The 20,160-nt window shown below is 43.8% G+C and carries 19 protein-coding genes; 16 read left to right on the plus strand and 3 right to left on the minus strand.

Features of this window, described 5'->3' with window-relative positions; genetic code table 11:
• Positions 1–50 precede the first annotated feature (50 nt).
• From nagZ to QP775_RS00495, 12 genes are all read left to right on the plus strand, one after another.
• Entirely contained in the window at positions 51–1,694 is a 1,644-nt protein-coding gene (gene nagZ, locus QP775_RS00440; RefSeq protein WP_285102759.1) for a beta-N-acetylhexosaminidase, read from the plus strand.
• Positions 1,695–2,022: 328 nt separating this feature from the next.
• Positions 2,023–4,233 carry a stalk domain-containing protein gene (locus tag QP775_RS00445; protein ID WP_285102761.1) on the plus strand — a complete coding sequence of 737 codons (2,211 nt, stop codon included), beginning with the start codon at positions 2,023–2,025 and terminating at the stop codon, positions 4,231–4,233.
• A gap of 216 nt (positions 4,234–4,449) precedes the next feature.
• Positions 4,450–4,710 (plus strand): hypothetical protein, encoded by a 261-nt coding sequence (locus QP775_RS00450; RefSeq protein ID WP_285102763.1) that lies wholly within the window; start codon positions 4,450–4,452, stop codon positions 4,708–4,710.
• Positions 4,711–4,740: 30 nt separating this feature from the next.
• Positions 4,741–5,400: a YidC/Oxa1 family membrane protein insertase gene (locus QP775_RS00455; protein WP_285102765.1), complete on the plus strand. Its 660-nt coding sequence runs from the start codon at positions 4,741–4,743 to the stop codon at positions 5,398–5,400.
• Between the two features lie 135 nt (positions 5,401–5,535).
• Positions 5,536–6,036 (plus strand): Fur family transcriptional regulator, encoded by a 501-nt coding sequence (locus tag QP775_RS00460; protein WP_285102767.1) that lies wholly within the window; start codon positions 5,536–5,538, stop codon positions 6,034–6,036.
• Positions 6,014–6,334: a membrane protein insertion efficiency factor YidD gene (gene yidD / locus QP775_RS00465; protein ID WP_239327025.1), complete on the plus strand. Its 321-nt coding sequence runs from the start codon at positions 6,014–6,016 to the stop codon at positions 6,332–6,334. Before QP775_RS00460 ends, yidD begins: the two co-directional genes overlap by 23 nt.
• Before the next feature lie 71 nt (positions 6,335–6,405).
• Positions 6,406–6,618 (plus strand): hypothetical protein, encoded by a 213-nt coding sequence (locus QP775_RS00470; RefSeq protein WP_285102770.1) that lies wholly within the window; start codon positions 6,406–6,408, stop codon positions 6,616–6,618.
• Between the two features lie 131 nt (positions 6,619–6,749).
• On the plus strand, positions 6,750–8,762 hold the full coding sequence (metG, locus tag QP775_RS00475) for a methionine--tRNA ligase (RefSeq protein WP_285102772.1): 2,013 nt from the start codon (positions 6,750–6,752) through the stop codon (positions 8,760–8,762).
• 409 nt (positions 8,763–9,171) lie between these two features.
• Positions 9,172–10,185, plus strand: coding sequence for a metal ABC transporter solute-binding protein, Zn/Mn family (locus tag QP775_RS00480; RefSeq protein WP_239327031.1), 1,014 nt, complete (start codon positions 9,172–9,174; stop codon positions 10,183–10,185).
• Between the two features lie 37 nt (positions 10,186–10,222).
• On the plus strand, positions 10,223–10,972 hold the full coding sequence (locus QP775_RS00485; protein ID WP_239327033.1) for a metal ABC transporter ATP-binding protein: 750 nt from the start codon (positions 10,223–10,225) through the stop codon (positions 10,970–10,972).
• A 50-nt stretch (positions 10,973–11,022) separates the two neighbouring features.
• Positions 11,023–11,832 (plus strand): metal ABC transporter permease, encoded by an 810-nt coding sequence (locus QP775_RS00490; protein ID WP_239327034.1) that lies wholly within the window; start codon positions 11,023–11,025, stop codon positions 11,830–11,832.
• A gap of 74 nt (positions 11,833–11,906) precedes the next feature.
• Positions 11,907–12,623 carry a cytochrome c biogenesis CcdA family protein gene (locus tag QP775_RS00495; protein ID WP_239327035.1) on the plus strand — a complete coding sequence of 239 codons (717 nt, stop codon included), beginning with the start codon at positions 11,907–11,909 and terminating at the stop codon, positions 12,621–12,623.
• A 147-nt stretch (positions 12,624–12,770) separates the two neighbouring features.
• Here the strand turns inward: QP775_RS00495 and splB are convergent, their stop codons facing one another.
• Complete coding sequence (gene splB, locus QP775_RS00500; protein ID WP_285102779.1) at positions 12,771–13,856, minus strand: spore photoproduct lyase; 1,086 nt, start codon at positions 13,854–13,856, stop codon at positions 12,771–12,773.
• 197 nt (positions 13,857–14,053) lie between these two features.
• Here splB and mntR point away from each other — a divergent pair, with 197 nt between their 5' ends.
• From mntR to QP775_RS00520, 4 genes are all read left to right on the plus strand, one after another.
• A complete protein-coding gene (gene mntR, locus QP775_RS00505) occupies positions 14,054–14,479 on the plus strand; it encodes a transcriptional regulator MntR (protein WP_239327037.1) in 426 nt (141 codons plus the stop codon).
• A gap of 137 nt (positions 14,480–14,616) precedes the next feature.
• Entirely contained in the window at positions 14,617–16,197 is a 1,581-nt protein-coding gene (locus QP775_RS00510; protein ID WP_285102781.1) for a family 10 glycosylhydrolase, read from the plus strand.
• A gap of 149 nt (positions 16,198–16,346) precedes the next feature.
• Entirely contained in the window at positions 16,347–17,324 is a 978-nt protein-coding gene (locus QP775_RS00515) for a patatin-like phospholipase family protein (protein ID WP_285102783.1), read from the plus strand.
• Between the two features lie 837 nt (positions 17,325–18,161).
• On the plus strand, positions 18,162–18,383 hold the full coding sequence (locus QP775_RS00520; RefSeq protein ID WP_285102785.1) for a hypothetical protein: 222 nt from the start codon (positions 18,162–18,164) through the stop codon (positions 18,381–18,383).
• A gap of 369 nt (positions 18,384–18,752) precedes the next feature.
• Here the strand turns inward: QP775_RS00520 and QP775_RS00525 are convergent, their stop codons facing one another.
• Both QP775_RS00525 and QP775_RS00530 read right to left on the minus strand, forming a co-directional pair.
• Positions 18,753–19,070, minus strand: a complete 318-nt coding sequence (locus QP775_RS00525) for a hypothetical protein (RefSeq protein WP_285102787.1) — start codon at positions 19,068–19,070, stop codon at positions 18,753–18,755.
• Between the two features lie 38 nt (positions 19,071–19,108).
• Complete coding sequence (locus QP775_RS00530) at positions 19,109–20,002, minus strand: DUF1385 domain-containing protein (RefSeq protein ID WP_483311997.1); 894 nt, start codon at positions 20,000–20,002, stop codon at positions 19,109–19,111.
• Positions 20,003–20,160 lie beyond the last annotated feature (158 nt).

A 20,160-nucleotide genomic window follows, 5' to 3' on the forward strand; every position in this document is an offset into this window, starting at 1 on the left:
CGGCAAGGTTAAACCAGATATAAGATCAATTCAGCGAGGATGGGATAATCATGAGCAGACAGAATATGACGTTGGAGCAGAAAATTGGACAGATGATTATGTGCGGCTTTCAGACGCCACAAATAAATACAGAAATCAAAACCTTAATTGAAGAACATCATCTTGGGGGTATCATTTATTTCCGTCGAAATGTGAATGACAAGGAGCAGGTTGGACAGCTGTCCATCGACTTGCAACAATATTCGAAACAATTTACGGATATTCCACTGTTTATTTCTGTTGACCAGGAAGGCGGAATGGTAGCTCGTTTGGATTGGGACGACATTACGCTTATTCCAGGTAACATGGCAGTTGGCGCCTCGCGAGACGTGGAGCTGGCTTATGAGATGGCACGTATTTGTGGAGAAGAACTGCTGCGTATGGGAATAAATATGAACTTTGCCCCGAGCGTTGATATTAACAATAACCCCAAAAACCCGGTTATTGGTGTGCGATCTTATGGCGAATGTCCAGAGCTTGTATCGGAGATGGGAGCTGCGCAAATTCGCGGCTTGCAAGAAGCAAACGTATCTGCTTCGGCCAAACATTTCCCAGGGCATGGGGATACTGCTGTTGATTCTCACCATGGGCTTGCTGCTGTACCACATGATGAGGAGCGTTTGTTTGCGATGGAGCTGGCGCCATTTGTGCGGGCTATTCAAGAAAGCGTTGATTGTATAATGACTGCGCATGTAATGTTCCCGGCATTTGAGCCTGAACAGATTCCATCCACAATATCACGTAAAGTATTGACTGACTTGCTTCGAAATCGGCTTGGCTTCGAAGGTGTTATCGTAACGGATTGTTTGGAGATGCATGCGATCTCTAAAGAATTCGGGATTCCGGAGGGGACGATAAGAGCTGTAGAGGCGGGGGCAGATCTCATTCTTATTAGTCATCGATTCACGGAGCAAGTAAATGCGATCCATGCACTTGTCGATGCGGTACGCTCAGGCCGTATATCGGAACAACGTATCGACGAATCAGTTGACCGTATTTTGGCACTGAAAGCCAAACGTCAGATGGAGAAATTGACAGCTATAACCGAAAATTACGCAGAAGGATTTGGCAGCGAGTCTTCCAAGAAAGCAGTACAGCTGCTATGTGAACGCAGTATTACGCTCGTGAAAGATGAAGGGCAGCTGCCGCTGCGCAAAGATGAGCGTACATTGGTTATTTGGCCAGAAGTAAGACAACGTACGGAAGTTGATGAACCGATCATTCAGGCTTATACACTGGCTACAGCCTTACAGCCATCCATGTCACAGGTGGATGAATACCGTATTGGCACATATCCAGACGCAGCTGAAGTGCAAGCTGCAGTTGCCCATGCTAAAGATTACGATCAAGTGATCGTTATAACTTATAATGCAGTGTCTGAGCTGCATGAAGGTCAAGTTAATATTGTGAAGCAGCTGACACAGCACTCCAATGTTCGTGTTATTGTGGCTTCGACGCGTAACCCTTATGATTTTAATCAATTCCCGGAGGCAAAAACGTATTTGTGCTGCTATGAGAACCGCCCAGCAACAATGACTGCCTTGGCTAAGGTGCTTCTCGGCGAGAGCCCTACGGTTGGCCGGCTGCCAGTGTCCATTAATGAAACCTATGGTTTTGGCTTTGGACAGCAGTTAGGTAGTACGGTTCAAGTGTAGACGTATACGATACGTTAAGAGTCGAATTCCATGCTTATTTTATTACTATCGTGCTCTCCTCATTTAAACCTGCCGAGCTTTATTTCGGCAGGTTCTTTTTTACATCATCAGGAGATTTGGACAAGAATAGTGTACCTATCTTACAGATATAGTGAAGGAATTAAGCCGTTTGTATCAAAATATATTACGAAGAGAGCAACTTTCTGGTCCAAAAGGCGTCTATTTATATGTCCATGTTCACACATACATGGTAGAATAATAAATTGTACATATTTACATTTTTTTATATACAAGAATGTAGAAATAAAAAGTGGATGAGGAGAGCATGATGAATAACAAGAGTAACTGGAAACGTATGTTAATTGCTTGTATAGTTGCCGTTCAATGCACGGCATTGGGTTCGATGGCTTTTGCACAGACGGGTTTTGCAGCAGTAAACGGGGATCTTAGCCAGTACAATCAGCAATCCAGCAATTCGAATGCAGAATCAAACAGCACAGATCCAGCTCGCACAGATACGAACAATACCAGCATCACAAATGGTAATTCCAGCAGTGTAGATCCAACTCAAGGACTGGAAGGCTCCGCTTCGGAACTGCCAAATCCTGATGAAGCAAACAAGACGACAACCCCTACAAGTAAGAGTATTGACACATCCATATATGGAAATGACGTACTAGTCATTGTTGCCAACAGTAATATCATGGTGCAAAACAATGTAGAATTTAAAGCTCCCGAGCCTATTACCATCAAAAATGGGGTCTCTTTTGTCTCCTTGCGAACTTTGGTTGATCGGTTTGGTTTTAAACTGACTTATGACCAGAAGACCAAGGAATCCATTATTACGAGTGGTAACAGGGAACTTCGATATAAGATCGGAACCAATACATACCGTGTAAACGGTGAGGCTACAAAGATGAGCGGCACTTCTTATTTACAAAAGAATACGTTTATGGTGCCATTGACGTCAGCACTGCAAGCATTCCAGATGCCTTACAAGTTTGACAACGCTACCAAGCGGATTATTGTCCAAATGAGCGCTGCACCAGTTGCTAAATTCTCCATCGGACCGAAGGACATTCTGGCTACGCAGACAGAAGTAAAAGTAAAAGATGAGTCTTTCCATCCGCGCGGGTTAAAAATCGTTGATTATGAGTGGAGCGGGTTGGAGACGTATTATGCGGAGCCAGGCTCACACACAGTTACACTGCGTGTATTGGACGAAAAGGGAGTATGGAGTGAGCCATACAGCGTAAGCATCAATGTACTGCCGGCTAATTTGCCGCCAGTAGCTCACTTTACTACGGATAAAGATACGTACAAAATGGGTGAGATCATCACATACACGGACCTAAGCACAGATGATGAGGGTATTGAGAAGGTTGAATGGAACAACAACAAAAAAGCATTTTTTGAGCCTGGTCAATATACGGTGACGCTGCGAGTTACGGATAAGCATGGATTCGCTAATGAAATGAGCAAGACAATTACGATTACAAATGAGACGTTGTATACGTTTGAAGAATTTAATCAACTGTTTACTGGTATTGGCGAGGTGTATATTTTTAAAGGCAGTTCCATTGTAGATATGAAGCAGATTCAACCGAAGCTTACCCATCTACAGCGTACTTTGTATCGTACAAACAGTCCTGAATCCGTTAAACAAGACGGAATTCTCTACAAAGATAAGATTGCGGGCGGAACGCGTATTCTGCTGCATCACATGAACGCCACGTCGAAGAATATGAAGCTCTACATTATTGCCAAAAATATTTCTGACGAAAATGCGACTGTACGTGTGGAGCATGCAGGCACAGCGGGTCCAAGCACTAATCCACAGCAAACAGGTAAAATGGCTGCTGTACGTTATTTCCAATCATATCGTGAGAACGGAACGATGTCTGAACAAGTGCTTAAGCCGAATGAATCCACATTGCTGTTGCCATCCTTAAGTGATCGGGCATTAAAACCAAATGAAGTGTATACTTCGTACGCGGATTTCTATGGTGATGATAATCTTCAGTATCAGATTGTTGCACTGGATGCCAGTAAAAATATATGGAAAGAGTTGCCGTATTTATCGGAGCTTGATCCTGATGGCACCCATATTCGTGGTACATTTAACAATGCAGACCGTGCATTTACTGTATCAGAGCTTATTGGTGATAAAGCATCTCGGCTTGTGTTTGCTGACAATAAAACAGACACGTACATCCAAGGTTGGGACACGATGAACGGGGATTCTCGCATCAATGCGGGTAACTACGGTGTCTTATACCGCGTTACATTGGAACGAGTAGCGCCTAATACTCTCATTTCCTTTAATGCGCGTGGGGGAACATATTCCGGAGCTATACTTGTAAATGGCCAAACGGTTGAGCTGCCTACTAAAGGATTGTTAAACAACTCGAATGAAGCGGGTGTTGTATACCGTACTGGTGACCGCGAAGAGAAAGTAGAAATGTGGTTCACGCCTGCTGCCGGCAGCAGTATGCCAGTCAACTTGTTATTTGCACCACTTCCTAAAAAGCACTCATAGTAGGTTATTTATCTGGTTTAAAATGGTATTAAGCACAGTTCGTGGTGAACAATTGATTGACTTTTATATATGCAACACAACAGACGCCTGCGGATTCGCAGGCGTCTGTTGTGTTCTAAGCATAGGTGGTTCACAAGCGAAACATATGATAAACTTATTTCATATAGGCTTTAGTAAGGGCTAGTATATCAGATGACGTTGAAAGGAGGTGGCGCTGTGGAGACGTTGGATATTTCTCTCATATGGTTGCTGCTCAGCATGTCAGGGCTTCTGATCGGTCTGCTTGCAACTCCAATTCGAGCACATATAAGTGCAAATGAAGTGATGTTGCCGATTACCCGTATACATGCAAGGGTTCGACCGCATGTACTACACGTATTACGCCATGTCAGAAGAATTCGCATTAAGAAACCTGACCAGAGCGACCATCGCTCCTCCGACGAAGACAAGGCTCCCTTTGGTTGTTGGACAAATTAGTTTTTACCAACTACAAAGGAGAATGAATTTATGCAATGGATTACGGATGGTTTAAATTCCGCTTTGAATTATTTCTACTATGCAACAGGTGATTGGGGACTTGCGGTAATCGCATTAACCTTACTCGTGCGTGTTGCACTTATATATGTTAATTTTTACAATGCTAAAGGACAGGTCAAGCAAATCTCCATGCGCGAGGCGTTAAAAGGGCTGCAAGCAAAGTTTGAGCATAATAAAGAGAAGCTGTTGGAGGAGTCCACGAAGCTGTATCGTCAGTATGGAATTGGACTGACGATGCTACTGCCGTTAATTCAGATGCCACTCTTTATCGGATTATATCGAATGTTTACTGCACACGGTGGGGCGATGTCATCAACCTTTATCCCGTGGGTATCAAGTTTTGGTCAATCAGATCCTTATCACGTTATGCCCATTCTATATGCTCTGTTGTCGTTTGTCGCCATGATGATTCCAGTTGTACCCGAGCTCGCTGTAGCTGGCTCCATGTTAAAACGTATGGGTCTGCCCTTCATTTTTACAGCGATCATGCTAATGGTTTTCTGGCAAGCACCTGTTGCTTTAGGTTTGTATTGGGCAGTAAATGCGATGTTCACACTCATCGAGAGATTGATTTATCGAACTCCAATTGGACAGCGGCTGCTGCGTAAAGGAGTGCCCGGGACAGCGTAAACAGAATATGACGATTAGTTTGCTGGTGAATCCTATAGATGTCGTTCCTTCATGGAACGACTCTTTTTTGGTTTTAACTTGTCTGGTTTGACAAGGGCTTGACGTTGTCGCATTATAGAGTCAGGAGGGACTAGGATGCTACAGACCGAACAGATGTTACAGAAGATGTCAGAGCAAGGACTGCGCATTACGGACCAGCGGAGAACACTTGCAAAGCTATTCTCGGAAACGGACGGCTTCCTTTCACCAAAAGATGTCTACGATGTGATGGGGAAGAAATATCCGGGTTTAAGTTTTGATACCGTATATCGGAATTTACGTGTTATGCACGATCTTGGCGTGCTGGAGCAGATCGTATTTGAAGACGGGATGAAGTTCAGAGGCCATTGTGCGGAAAGCCTTCATCACCATCATATGGTGTGTTTGCAGTGTGAGAAGACATATCCGATTCACTTCTGTCCGATGCCGCTGACGGATGTTCCGGCCCGGTTTCAAGTTGTAAAGCATAAATTCGAAGTGTTTGGCTATTGTGAAGCTTGCCAATTACCAGGTACATTACCTGATAGTCAGTCACAGGATCATAATGTGTCAGGTCAGACACAGGAGGCTCATCATGGGCACGCTCGATCCAAATAAGGAATATGTATCGAGATCACGGTCAGGGTGGACGCGCACCGTTCAGGTGCCGATACATTTCTATCGCAAATTCATTTCGCCATTAAAGCCGCCAACTTGTCGGTTTTACCCGACCTGTTCTGCTTATGCTTTGGAAGCGATTGAAGTTCACGGGGCGGCAAAGGGGAGCTGGCTCACGGTGAAACGGATTGCCAAGTGCCATCCGTTTCATGCAGGTGGCGTTGATTTGGTGCCGCCGGGCAAGGGAAGTTCACCAATTGCTACCTCTACTGCGGACCAGTCAGGCGAGCGTCCTTGACATGGTCATAAGAAGTGAGCTATATTGAGCATATATGTATATGTTTGGCCAATGATGGGATGAGTACAAAGATGAACCATTGCAGAGAGCCGGGTGGGCTGCGAGCCGGTATGGTGACACTTTCGAATATGGTCCCGGAGGTACTGGATGCAAGCGCCCTTTCAGGTTACTTCGATATTGCCTGTGATAAGGACGTAAGCATACGGCGGTTCATTCCCGTTAACGAATTTAGACGGCAGATCATATGCCGGCATAACGAAGCCATTTTTGATGGAAGCTCATGAAGAATGGAAATTTGGGTGGTACCACGTGAGTTCAAGCTCTCGTCCCAAGCGGATGAGGGTTTTTTTGCGTCTTTATTTCGCCATACACAGACAAGAAATAAAGACCTGCTACATGATAAGGAGGAAATAACATGACTAAGAAAGACAACACGTTTTATATTACAACTCCCATTTTTTACCCTAGTGCAAAGCTTCATATCGGCCACGCTTACACGACGGTGGCAGGGGATGCGATGGCTCGCTATAAGCGGTTTCTAGGTTACGATGTTCGTTTTTTGACAGGTACTGACGAGCATGGTCAGAAGATTGAGCGCAAAGCGGCTGAAGCGAACACAACCCCACAGCAATTTGTTGATAACATCGTAGTTGGTATTAAAGATTTGTGGAATAAACTGGACATCTCGTATGATGATTTTATTCGTACGACTGAAGATCGTCACAAAACCGTAGTTCAACAGATCTTTGACCAGCTGCTGCAGCAGGATGACATTTACAAAGGTACTTACGAAGGTTGGTACTGTACGCCATGTGAGTCATTCTTTACGGAACGCCAACTCAACGATGGGCGTTGTCCAGATTGTGGAGGCCCAGTTGAACTGGTTAAGGAAGAGAGCTATTTCTTCCGGATGAGTAAGTATGCGGATCGTCTGCTTGCCTATTACGAAGAGCACCCTCAATTTATTCAGCCGGTGTCTCGCAAAAATGAAATGATTAACAACTTTATTAAGCCAGGCTTGGAAGATTTGGCTGTATCACGTACTTCTTTTGATTGGGGCGTCAAAGTAAAAGGTGATCCAAAACATGTCGTTTATGTATGGATTGACGCGCTCTCTAATTATATTACGGCATTAGGATACGGTTCGGACGATGCGGAACTATATAACAAATTCTGGCCAGCAGATGTACATCTCGTTGGGAAGGAGATTGTTCGTTTCCATACGATTTATTGGCCAATTATGCTAATGGCGCTTAATCTTCCGCTGCCGAAGAAGGTGTTTGGCCATGGCTGGCTGTTGGCTAAAGATGGGAAAATGTCGAAGTCCAAAGGGAATGTGGTAGATCCAGTCATTCTAATCGATCGTTACGGTCTTGATGCACTTCGGTATTATCTGCTGCGTGAAGTGCCGTTTGGCTCTGACGGCGCATTTACGCCAGAAGGATTCGTAGAACGTATCAACTTTGATCTGGCGAATGATCTTGGCAACTTGCTGAATCGTACAGTTGCGATGATTGATAAATATTTTGATGGTCACATCCCTTCTTACTCTGGCCAAGTGACGGCATTTGACGCTTCATTGGAAGAAGCAGCCGCACAAGCGGTGGACAAGGTGGAAGAAGCGATGGAGAAGATGGAATTCTCCGTAGCGTTGACGGCGCTCTGGCAGTTGATCAGCCGTACAAACAAGTACATTGATGAGACACAGCCTTGGGCATTGGCAAAAGAAGATGCGAAAAAAGACGAATTGGCTTCTGTTATGAATCACTTGGCAGAAAGCTTGCGTATCGTCTCGATCGTGCTGCAGCCATTCTTAACGGGTACACCTAAGAAGATCTGGGAGCAGCTTGGGCTTGTAGAAGGAGAAGCAACGGCTTGGACTTCTGCTCGTACGTTCGGCAGTATTCCGGCGGGCACTAAAGTCATGAAAGGCAGCCCGATCTTCCCGCGTCTGGATCTGGAACAGGAAGTAGCCGCGATCGTGGAAGCTATGGGTGGCACAGCCGTTATGATCAATTCACTGTCTGACACAGAAGTTAAAGCTGCTACTAACAAGAGTGTTAACAAGGAAGCGGCGCTACTTGAGACGCCTGAAGATACACTGCCTGAGATCGGGATTGACGAATTTGCTAAAGTTGAGCTGCGTGTAGCACAAGTGAAACATGCAGAGCCTGTGCCTAAAGCTGATAAGCTGCTTCGACTAGAGCTTGATCTAGGCTATGAAGAGCGTCAAGTTGTATCAGGCATTGCCCAGTACTATACGCCTGAACAACTTATTGGCACGAAGGTGATTGTGGTAACTAACTTGAAGCCAGTGAAGCTGCGGGGCGTTTTGTCGCAAGGTATGGTATTGGCAGCGTCCAAGGATGGTCAGTTAACGTTGGCAACAGTTCCAGAAAGCATGCCAAATGGGGCTGTCGTAAAGTAACAGAGACTTAAATAACCTGCAGTAGTCGCTCGATTGAGGAGTGGCAGCTGCAGGTTTTGTTGTGTAGTGAGACTTTACGAGTGGAAGTATATTTGTCTTGCCTGCGGCTTGATATTTGGCGTCGCCACGATTATTATCTCCTTCAAAAATTGGCTAGAATAAGGTGAATATAGAGCACGCAGATAATTGGTATGACTTGATGATGTTTAATGTATCCCTATTGATAGCAGGAGCTTGAGCGTTTGCTTCATAGCAGATGAATATGGAGTGGGAAATGAGGCGGAGGAGATGTGTTCAGGATTAGGCGTTGACAGAACGAACCAAGGTGCCTATAATCTTAATAGTAATGATTACGAATTAATATCATAGAAACAAAATAGAAGTAGGGATTGGAAAGGGAGAGATAAAGATGAAAGCCACAATGATTGGGAAACATAGAGGTATGCGGATTGTTTTGATGATGTTGATTAGTATGGCGCTGCTAGCGGCTGGATGCGGCAATACGAACAGTAAGGGGATTGTAGAAGGAAAAGTGAACGTCGTCACCAGTTTCTATCCGCTTTACTTCCTGGTGAATGAGATAGGTGGAGATAGTGTAAATACGATCAATCTGATTCCTGCCGGCATAGAGCCACATGATTGGACACCTAAAAGTCAGGATATTCAAAATGCATCGCAGGCTCAACTGCTGATTGTACAAGGTGCTGGCTTCGAGGGCTGGCTTGATGACTTCAAGAAAGGCTTGGATGCAGGTTCTAATGTGAAAATTACAGAAGCCAGCAAGGGGATATCGTTAATTACGGCCACTGGGGATGAGCACGAGCACGAGGGTGAGGCTCACCAGCATGAAGAAGCAGAGGCAGGACATGAAGGTCATGATCATGCAAGTCATGATCATGGAGGAACAGATCCACATACTTGGGTCAGTCCAAAGTCTGCTCTCATTATGGCGCAAAATGTTAAGGATGCGTTAATTCAAGCAAATGCATCCCATAAGGCAGAGTACGAGCAACGGTATGATACACTCCATAAGAAATTGGTTGAGCTAGACCATAAATATGACGATTCTCTTAAAAATCTGAAAAACCGTGAAATGGTTGTGTCTCACCAAGCATTTGGTTATTTATGCCGTGACTATAACCTGACACAACATGCGATTATGGGTGTTTCTCCTGATGCCGAGCCACGTGCGCAGGATTTAGTAAAGCTGTCGAAGCTGGTGAAAGATGAGGGCATCAAGTACATTTTCTTTGAAGAGCTGGTGTCAGATCAATTAGCCAAGACGTTGGCAGACGAAACGGGAGTAGAGACGCTTGTGTTAAGTCCATTAGAAGGTTTGACACAAGAGCAGGAGAAAGCAGGCGATAACTATATCACATTGATGGAGCGTAATTTGCAAAATTTACTCCAAGCGCTACAATAGGAAAGATGGCAGTAAGGAGTAGGGAAGTGAGAGGACTATGACAGACACAATCAACGCCTGCCACCAGCAGGTGATCACATTGGATCAAGTAGCTTACCAGTATGAGGATCAGAAAGTTTTTGACGATATTAGCTTTGAAGTTAGAGAACGTGATTTTGTCGGAGTTATCGGATCAAATGGAGCAGGTAAAACAACACTGCTTCGTTTGATGGTGGGCTTGCTGAGACCAACGGCAGGCGAGGTTCGTTTGTTTGGGACACCGATTCAGCAGTTTAAAGACTGGGAGCGGATCGGTTATGTGCCGCAGAAGAACAGCTTTAACCCCTTATTTCCGGCAACGGTGATGGAGGTGGTACAGTCCGGCATGTATAACCGCCGCAACTTATTCCGTCGATTGTCTCGTGCTGACAAAGACAAATGTCTGGACGCGCTTGAAGTGATGCGTGTTACTGATCTGGCCGACAAGCGGATTGGAGCGTTATCCGGGGGCCAGCAGCAGCGCGTATTCCTAGCTCGAGCGATGGTAAATAAGCCGGAGCTGCTTATCCTTGATGAGCCGACCGTCGGCATTGACGCCGATACGCAAAAGGACTTCTTTAAACTGCTTCAGCATCTGCATGAGCATCACCGGATGACATTTGTGATGGTGTCACATGATCTGGATATGGTGAATGCATGGTTAGGCAAGGAGCCTGTGCAGTGCTGCGGCAAGTTTAACTTCTATCGCAAGCATTCACATGAGATGGAATGTGCGCTGCCGAACTTGACGCACAGCGTAATGAGCTGAGGACAGTTCGTCATTAGAAGAACTGGAGAAGAGAGATAAGAGGAGATCATATGCTTATTGATATTATAACGTCACAATTTTTTCAAAAGGCACTTATTGGCGGACTGCTAATCGGTATTACTGCACCTTTGATGGGCATCTTTCTAGTATTGCGGCGTCTTTCTATGATAGGAGACACATTGGCTCATGTGACGATAGCAGGAGTCGCGCTAGGATTTCTTATTGGTATTTATCCGCTGGCAGGCGGACTTATATTTGCGCTGCTTGGTTCTTTTGCGATTGAGAAACTAAGAAAAGCGTATAAGACATATGCGGAATTGTCCATTGCCGTCATTATGTCAGGCGGTGTCGCGCTTGCATCTTTGTTTTTCACGCTTGGCAAGAGCTTTAATGCCAATGTCACCAACTATTTTTTTGGAAGCATCTATACGTTAAATTGGATGGATATCTCGGTAGTTGGCGGTGTAACACTGATTGTTATCGGATTTATGGTCGTCTTCTGGAAGGAAATGTTCCTATTAACGTTTGATGAGGATGCCGCTGCGGTAAATGGACTGCCTGTTCGCTGGTTTAATCTTGCCTTGACTGTGCTTACTGCACTTGTTATAAGTGCTGCAATCAAGATAGTAGGTGCCTTGCTTGTTTCGGCATTGCTAACTATCCCAGTCGCTACCAGCTTGCTTGTGGCCCGCAGCTTTAAGAAAGCCATTATTGCATCTGTGTTCGTATCTGAGTTTGCTGTTGTAGCTGGACTTATTACGGCTGGTGTATGGAACCTGGCTCCGGGTGCTACTATTGTCTTGATCCTTATTGCCGTTCTTATCCTAACTCTGCTTGTGCGTCGTGGAGGAAAGGTATAAACTAGTAATAACTGCGCATTTCCGTATTTTACAAGTTAACGGAGCGCAATTACTAGAAAGTGGAGGCAGACTTCATGACTGTAACGATATGGGTTGCGTTTTGGGCGGGGATGGTGTCGTTTATTTCACCATGCTGCTTGCCGCTTTATCCTTCCTATATTTCCGTCATTACGGGAATGTCGGTTAATCAACTAAAAAATGAACGTTCTAAGCGCGAAGTAAGATGGAAAACAATGACACACACCTTGTTTTTTATTTTAGGATTCAGTGCGGTGTTCTACACGCTTGGACTTAGTGCAGGTGTATTTGGTTCTTTGCTTGTCCAGTATCGTGATCTTGTAAGGCAAATAGCTGGGATTATCATTATTATTATGGGCCTGTTTCTGATCGGCGTGTTTAAGCCACATATGCTAATGAGAGAGCGAAAGTGGGAGATTGCGGGCAAAAGAGGCAGCTATTTCGGTTCCTTTTTATTTGGCATTGGATTCTCTGCGGGCTGGTCTCCTTGTGTTGGTCCTATACTAGGTGCGATTCTATCGTTAGCGACACAAGAGCCTGATTCCTGGTTTTGGCTTTCAACCGCCTACGCATTAGGCTTTGCGATTCCGTTCTTTGTACTTGCATTTTTTATCGGATCAACTCGTTGGCTCACGAAGTACTCCGCGCCTTTAATGAAGGTGGGCGGCATCCTCATGATCATAATGGGCGTACTGCTGTTTACGGATCAACTAACAGACATTAATATTTGGTTGCTAAAGCTGTCTCCACAGTGGTTGATTGACCTTACATAAGCCAGCTTATGTCCATATATGTGATAGAATAGCCATTTAGGCGCTGTGCTGTGTACCTTGGCACTGCATCTTATGGCTATTGTCTTATTTATATATTTAATTCTAGGGCTTACTGCGAAAAGGATAAATAATCAGTTGTATATAAGACTAAGTGAAATACAATATACGCGCAGTGGGAAAATGATGGTAGATTCGCTCTGATATAAATGATTTAAGCAGCTTGGCTTGCTCATCAGGGTATACATATTTTCCTTGCCCCCAACGGCCCCATTTGTATTTGCGCTCATCCTCGTTCATGATCAGCTTAGACTTCGGATATCGTTTCTCGATGACAGACTTGGCTGTTTTCGTAAAACGGTGCTGAATCAACTCAAACGATAAATCCCACGTCGCTTCTTCAGGCAATTCCTTCGCAAGACGTTCTAACAATTGTGCATACCCTGCTTCCCAGCCTTCATACCAATAAATGGGGGCGATAATAAATCCCAGTGGATATCCGGCGCGTGCGATCTTGCCGGCTGCTTGAATTCGTTCTTCGAAGCGGGAAGTTCCCGGCTCAAAGTTCTTGATCACATAATCTGCATTTATGCTAAATCGGACATCTGTTCTTTTTTGATGAGTTAATTGCAGCAATGGCTCTACATGATGGTATTTTGTCACAAATCTTAATTTGCCGAATTCCTCATCTGCCATACGTACAATTAGGTCTGACAGATTTCCTGTAATATGTTCCAAACTTAAAGGATCGGATGTGCAGGAAGCTTCAAAGCGGGTTAATTCTGGCTTGCGTTCTTCGATGTATTGCTTTGCAGCGTTCCATATATCGTCTGTATTTACATACACGCGAATATAAGGTTTGCTTCCTAACGTGGTTTGCAAATAACAATAATGACAATGTCCGATACAGCCCGTTCCAATCGGAATTGCATACTCTGCTGATGGCTTAGACTGGTCAAATGTTAAGGTTTTGCGTATTCCTACAACAAGTGTACGCTTAGCCATGCGATACTTTTCCAATTCTCCCTCTCCAGGGAGGTTCATTATTCGATTGTGAGAAGACGTCATCAGGTATTCAATGCCATGCTGCTTAACCCATGTCATGATTTGCTGTCCTTTAGGGTAGTGCAGTGCATCCGGTTCGAAATATACAAGATCTGGCACAAATGACGGTGTTTCTCTTGACGCTCTTTTGGTTCGTTGTTTATCGGCTGAGGATGTTTTGGCACTGGACATGCGAAGGCCTCCAAATTAGTCGTGTCATAAAGAACAGCAATTTATGCTGCTGTTAGTTTGCACTAAAGTCGATTGAATGTTGTCTGGTAAATGTCGAAATAAGTGTCGAGGTTGAACTTGGGCTAAGAACCATGTAAAATAAAAGAGGTGATTTATTATGAATGTGTCGAAATGGAAGTAAGAAATGAGGGAATAAGTTGCCTACACCAAGCATGGAAGATTATTTAGAGCGCATCTACAAATTAATCGATGAAAAAGGATACGCACGTGTATCTGATATCGCAGAAGGACTAGAGGTCCATCCATCATCGGTGACAAAGATGATCCAGAAGCTGGACAAGGATCAGTATCTGATTTATGAGAAATATCGTGGACTGGTACTTACAAGCAAGGGCAAGAAGATCGGAAAGCGCTTGGTTGATCGGCATGAATTGTTGGAGCAGTTTCTTACAATTATAGGTGTGAAAGATGAGCACATTTATACAGACGTCGAAGGTATCGAACACCATTTAAGTTCGGATTCCATAAATTGTATTGCATCGTTGGTTGAATACTTTAATCGTGAGCCGGAGCGGCTGCAAATATTACGCAGCATCCGCAGCGAATTGGACAACGAATCGTAAAAGATCTGTTTCTTGCGAAACAGATCTTTTATTTTTTACGTCTATATAAATGAGCATATTAAATCATACACCTTTGTGTGATTAATAGGCTCTATGAAACTAGCGTTAGCAATACATACAGAATGGGAGAATGCTTAATGAACAAATGGAAACACAAACTTGTGGCTATAATCGGAGTGGTGACAATATGCGCAGCTGTTATGCCGACTGCTTATGCACAAGTGAAAGAAGAGATAAAGATCTTTGTCGATAGTAAACGACTTGTATCGGATGTTGCTCCCTATCTTGTACCTGGCAAGAATGTGACGATGCTGCCCTTTCGTGCAATTGGGGAAGGACTTGGCGCGGACGTAACCTGGAACCCTAGTACACGAGGGGTAGAATTCAAAAAAGCAGACAAGACAATCAAATTGACACTAGGTGAAAAACGTGCACTAGTGAATGGCACAAATGTGTCATTGGAAGTCGGAGCGGAGATGAAATCGGGACGGACGATGGTACCGCTGCGTTTTATTGGAGAGAGCCTTGGCGTGCAAGTCAATTGGGATCCGCTGCTTCAAACCGTGAGCTTGGTAACTGGCGAGGAGGTGGAGCAGCCTGCTGCCGGGCTGCGTGCGACATGGATCTCATCGGTATACAATATCGATTGGCCGAGTGATCCACGTAAAGGGTATGATAAGGTGAAGCAGCAGCAAGACTTTACGACGATGCTGGATCAATTGCAGCAGATGGGGCTAAACGCCATTTTCGTACAGGTACGTCCGACAGCGGATTCCTTCTATCCTTCCAAGCTGCTTCCTTGGTCTGAATGGTTGACAGGCAAGCAGGGGCAAGACCCCGGATATGATCCGCTTGCGTTTATGATTGAGGAAACGCATAAACGAGGGATGAAATTTCATGCTTGGTTCAACCCTTATCGGATCAGCGTTCAAACAGATCTGAACAAGCTTGTGACGGATCATCCCGCACGACAGCATCCAGATTGGGTTGTCAAGCATAAAAATACGCTCTTATTTGACCCGGGAGTGCCGGCAGCACGGAGCTTTATTATGGAATCTGTCATGGAGGTAGTAAACAACTACAACGTTGACGGTGTTCATTTCGATGACTATTTCTATCCGTATGGTCAAGAAGCCGAGCCATTTAAGGATGATGCATCTTATCGCACTTATAACAAAGTATATAACAACAAAGAAGAGTGGCGTCGCAACAATGTCAATCAATTCGTTCAATCGATGGACAGTAAGATTCATAGTGCAAAGCCTAACATTTTGTTTGGTATCAGTCCGTTTGGTGTATGGCGGAACGCTTCTGTAGATCCAACTGGTTCCAATACCAATGCTGGTGTAACTAGTTATGACTCTTTGAGTGCAGATGTACGCAATTGGATTCAGAATGGCTGGATCGATTATGTGGCACCACAAATCTATTGGCATATTGGTCATAAAGCTGCTTCTTACGATACGCTGGTCCAGTGGTGGGTGAAGGAAACAGAAGGTACTGGTGTTGATCTTTACATCGGGCACGCAGCTTACAAGTTGGCGGATGCGAATGAGAAGGATTGGGCCAATGCAGATGTATTAATAAAGCAGCTGAAGTACAATGAACAATTCAATTCGGTTGCTGGCGACATTTACTTTAGCGCTAAAGATCTGATTCGTAATACAAAACAGGTAGGAGATTCCCTAAAGCAATACTATGAAGATCAGGAAAAGTAACGTGTGCATAGCCAGTACAGCGTATAAGCAATGCAAAGAATGTATACAAGTCAGATAGACTTGTGTATGGATTCGTATCATAACCCTTCCCGAGCAGGCATACATAACAGTATGCAGCACTCAAAGACCGCTCGGGAGGGTATACCGATATGAGCGTAGAAATTAACGCTGTTTTTGAAGGCGGTGGAGTGAGAGGTATATCGTTGGCTGGGGCCGTCAGGGCGGCTGAGCTTGCAGGTATATCCTTTCGTCGTGTCGCAGGTACTTCCTCAGGCGCGATTGTCGCTTCTCTGATTGCGGCTGGCTATACAGCTGAAGAGATGAGAGAGGTCATTATTCGAACGCCATTTTCCTCTTTTCTTAAAAGAGCGCCTATTTTTGAAGTGAAATGGATTGGGCCGATAATACGTTTGTTTCTAAAAAAAGGACTGTACTCAGGAGAAGCTTTGGAGCATTGGATTCATGAATTGCTGCTCGCAAAAGGAGTACGTAATTTTGGGGACCTTGCGCCAGGCCAACTTCGCATTATTGCATCGGACATTACAAATGGTCGATTGCTAGTTCTGCCAGAGGATATGAAACAGTATGGCATCCAGCCTAATGAATTCCCGGTAAGCAAGGCAGTTCGAATGAGCACCAGCATTCCATATTTTTTTGATCCCGTCATGATTAGAGAGACGTTAATAAATGGGAAGGGCCGAGCAAAAGCATTCAGAAAGCAATTCACTTACGTTGTGGATGGCGGTATGCTTAGCAATTTTCCATTATGGTTGTTTGATCAGGAGCGGGATCCGCGCACGATGCGTGTGATTCCTACAATTGGCTTTCAAATGGTTGGAATGCAGGATGTGAAGTCGAATCGCATTACGGGCCTAATTACGATGCTGCAAGCTATGGTTGAAACGATGATATCTGCACATGATCAGCGTTATATTGAACAGCATAATCGGTACAGGACAATAAAGATTCCAACGCTTGGTGTTGGACTGACCGAGTTTGATATCACAAAGGAACAAAGCCTTGCTTTGTATGACTCCGGTCTGACAGCAGGAAATAAGTACTTTGATGATTGGACTTATACGCAATATGAACAATTCTATGAAGTGTTTATGGCGAAGTTTAAATAAGAAACGGGGGAACTTGTACTCCTTCAAGCAATTGACCGCATAGTGTGAGACAAATTCAAAACACCTTCAAAAGAAACTTGGGGGTTGGAACTGCCCCTAATATGAGAAAATTCAAAATGCCTTCAAGTGAAGCATTTCATGTCGTAGGATATGGAGTTAACACTTGGAGGTGTTTTTGCATTTGTAAAAATACTAATCTGAGTGAAGGTACTGCACGGCTATCTTTATTGAATTTGAAAGCAAAGAGATTAGAGTATTACCAATTCGATATAGGTTACAACAACAAAGTGCACTAATTTACAAAACACATGGCTTGGTCGTGATCCAAAAGTATTTGACCATTATTCAATATTAGTATTGCTAAATTCAGGAAAAGAGATACAATGATATTGGATGGACATCCATATTAAGATAATTTTTAGCTAATAAATATATATTAAATTAAAAAATTGTTATAAATATTATATGTTTCCAAATAACTAGAAAGAAGGAAATTATATTGAAAAAGATTATTAGTTCTGTTGTAGCTGTGGCGCTAATGTTCTGGTATGACTATGGGCGGAAGCGCAGATGGCGATCACCAGAGCTATTTATTTTCTAAGGCTACTATGAGCGCTACTATTGTAGCGTTCCCGTTTAGACTAGTTTCAGTTTTCAGGGAAATTGCTGATGGTGGTACTTTCGCAGTATCAATAGCGTAACTTTATTCTAACTATAAAGATATTAACTCAGGATTGAGTAAAGCGTGCAACTTGTTAGTCAGATGTAATCATTAAGTATAATAAAAGAGCCCTTATTTTAAGGGCTCTTTTATTAATTTTCAGACGGAGGGGTATAATGTTAATTACTATTAGTTATGTTGTATTCATCATTTTTATTGCGTCTGTTTTTGTTTATCGAATAAAAAAACAAAAATTTGCTTCATTTTTAAATGAAGAGATTGGCATATTATCTATGTGTTTTATTCTAAGTTTAATTGTTGATGTTTCAATAGTGATTAAAGCTATTGCTGTTGCCTCAGTCTTGGCAATATTTATGTATGGGAGTGTCAAAAAATAATACACGCATAATCCTAAATTATTGCAGAAAGATTGTTTTAATCTAAAATAGTATCATGAAGCCATAAAGGGGACGGCATTATCTTAAGTGTATCTCCAAAAGGCAGCACCTGATGATGACGCCACCATCGAATCGTTACCTCCCATGCGAAGACTGAAACATTCTATCTTTTATTTGTTACTTCTAAAATAATAGATACCATTAAACAGGCCGCTCCAGTATATATCTGTTACTTCAAACCAAAAATTAATACAAAATAAATAGCCAGCCATCGAGATTCCGATGACTGGCCACTTCACGTGCACAAGAGTTAAATTCCTGTCTCACAATTAGTGAGGCAGAGTACCAGACCGCTTCGCTTCCAGGTGGTTACGAATTGGTCTTTGATTTAGGCTTAGACTTATTTCCGTCAATCACAGTTAGAGATGCTGTTGAACGCCGTCGTTCAGCTTTATGTTTGACTACTGGCTTCTGCATTCTCTTAACTTTCGCTTCTGTTCGAGCTGATTTCTTGATTCGGGGCTTTGCCGCCGTACGCTTTGGGCCCCATTTGTATAGTGCAAATATAATAACGGCGAGCACAAGCGGGATCAGGAAGTACGTCGGGTTGCTAATAATCGTCCCGACTAGGCCGATGGTTGCAAGTGCGATCAGCGCAATCATGAACCATGATGGAAATCGTCTCATCAACTATCCATCCTTTCGACAGGGTCTGTTCCTTGTTATCAAGAAGCTTTGGTGGCCCCATTGGGTTGGAGCTGTTTATCCATTTCAAGCATACGGTTAAAGGATGCGATGGATACTTCCACTTGGTCGTCAGAAGGCTCCTTGGTTGTTAACAACTGCAGCCATAATCCAGGGTAACCAAGGAATCGCAGTACAGGAACATCTCGCAGTGCATTTGTGAATCGCAAAAATTCATAGGAAACCCCGATGACGAGCGGAAGCAGCGCCAGTCGCCACAGTACACGCTCCATTAAAGAATCGTATGATACAAAGGAATAAATAATCACGCCAATAATAACCGTTAAAACAATAAAACTGCTGCCGCATCGGTAATGCAGCGTGTTGAACTTCTGAACATTTTTGACAGTCAGCTCAAGTCCTGCTTCATAAGCGGTAATGACCTTGTGTTCTGCACCGTGGTATTGGAACAATCTTTTGATGATAGGTGTCATCGATATGACCCACAAATAGACGATCAAAATAACAATCTTAATAATACCTTCAATAATCGTATGAACGACTTGGTTCTCAAATGCTTTACCAAATAAAAGTTGTTCAATTACAGCTGGTGCGGCTGTAAAAATGACTTTCCCGAAAATAAAGGACAGCACGCCCACTACTGCTACACCCAAGATCATGCTTAGGCTCCACCCAGACTTTTTGTCCGATTCCTGAACGGGCCCTTCTTCGTCCTCCGCATACTTCTCTGCAGCATAATTTAGGTGCTGCGCTCCTCGTGCACTTGCTTCAATAATGCCAACCAAGCCACGCACAAGCGGGATCTTCTTGAGGGCATTAAGCCACTTCTTCTCTTCACGTGGAACTTCATAATAGGAAATCTCGTTATTTTTACGACGCACTGCTGTCACGTTCACGTGGCGTCCTTGAAACATGACTCCTTCAATAACTGCTTGTCCACCGTAAATCGCTTTGGATTGCTCTGACAATCGCTTCACCTTCCTTGAATGAGATCCAGCCACAACAACTGTGATGGACGATATAGTCATATTGTATCGAATTTGCAGTCTTATTGCTACCACAACACAGATGC

The organism is Paenibacillus sp. UMB4589-SE434 (assembly GCF_030226685.1).
Lineage (GTDB): Bacteria > Bacillota > Bacilli > Paenibacillales > Paenibacillaceae > Paenibacillus_B.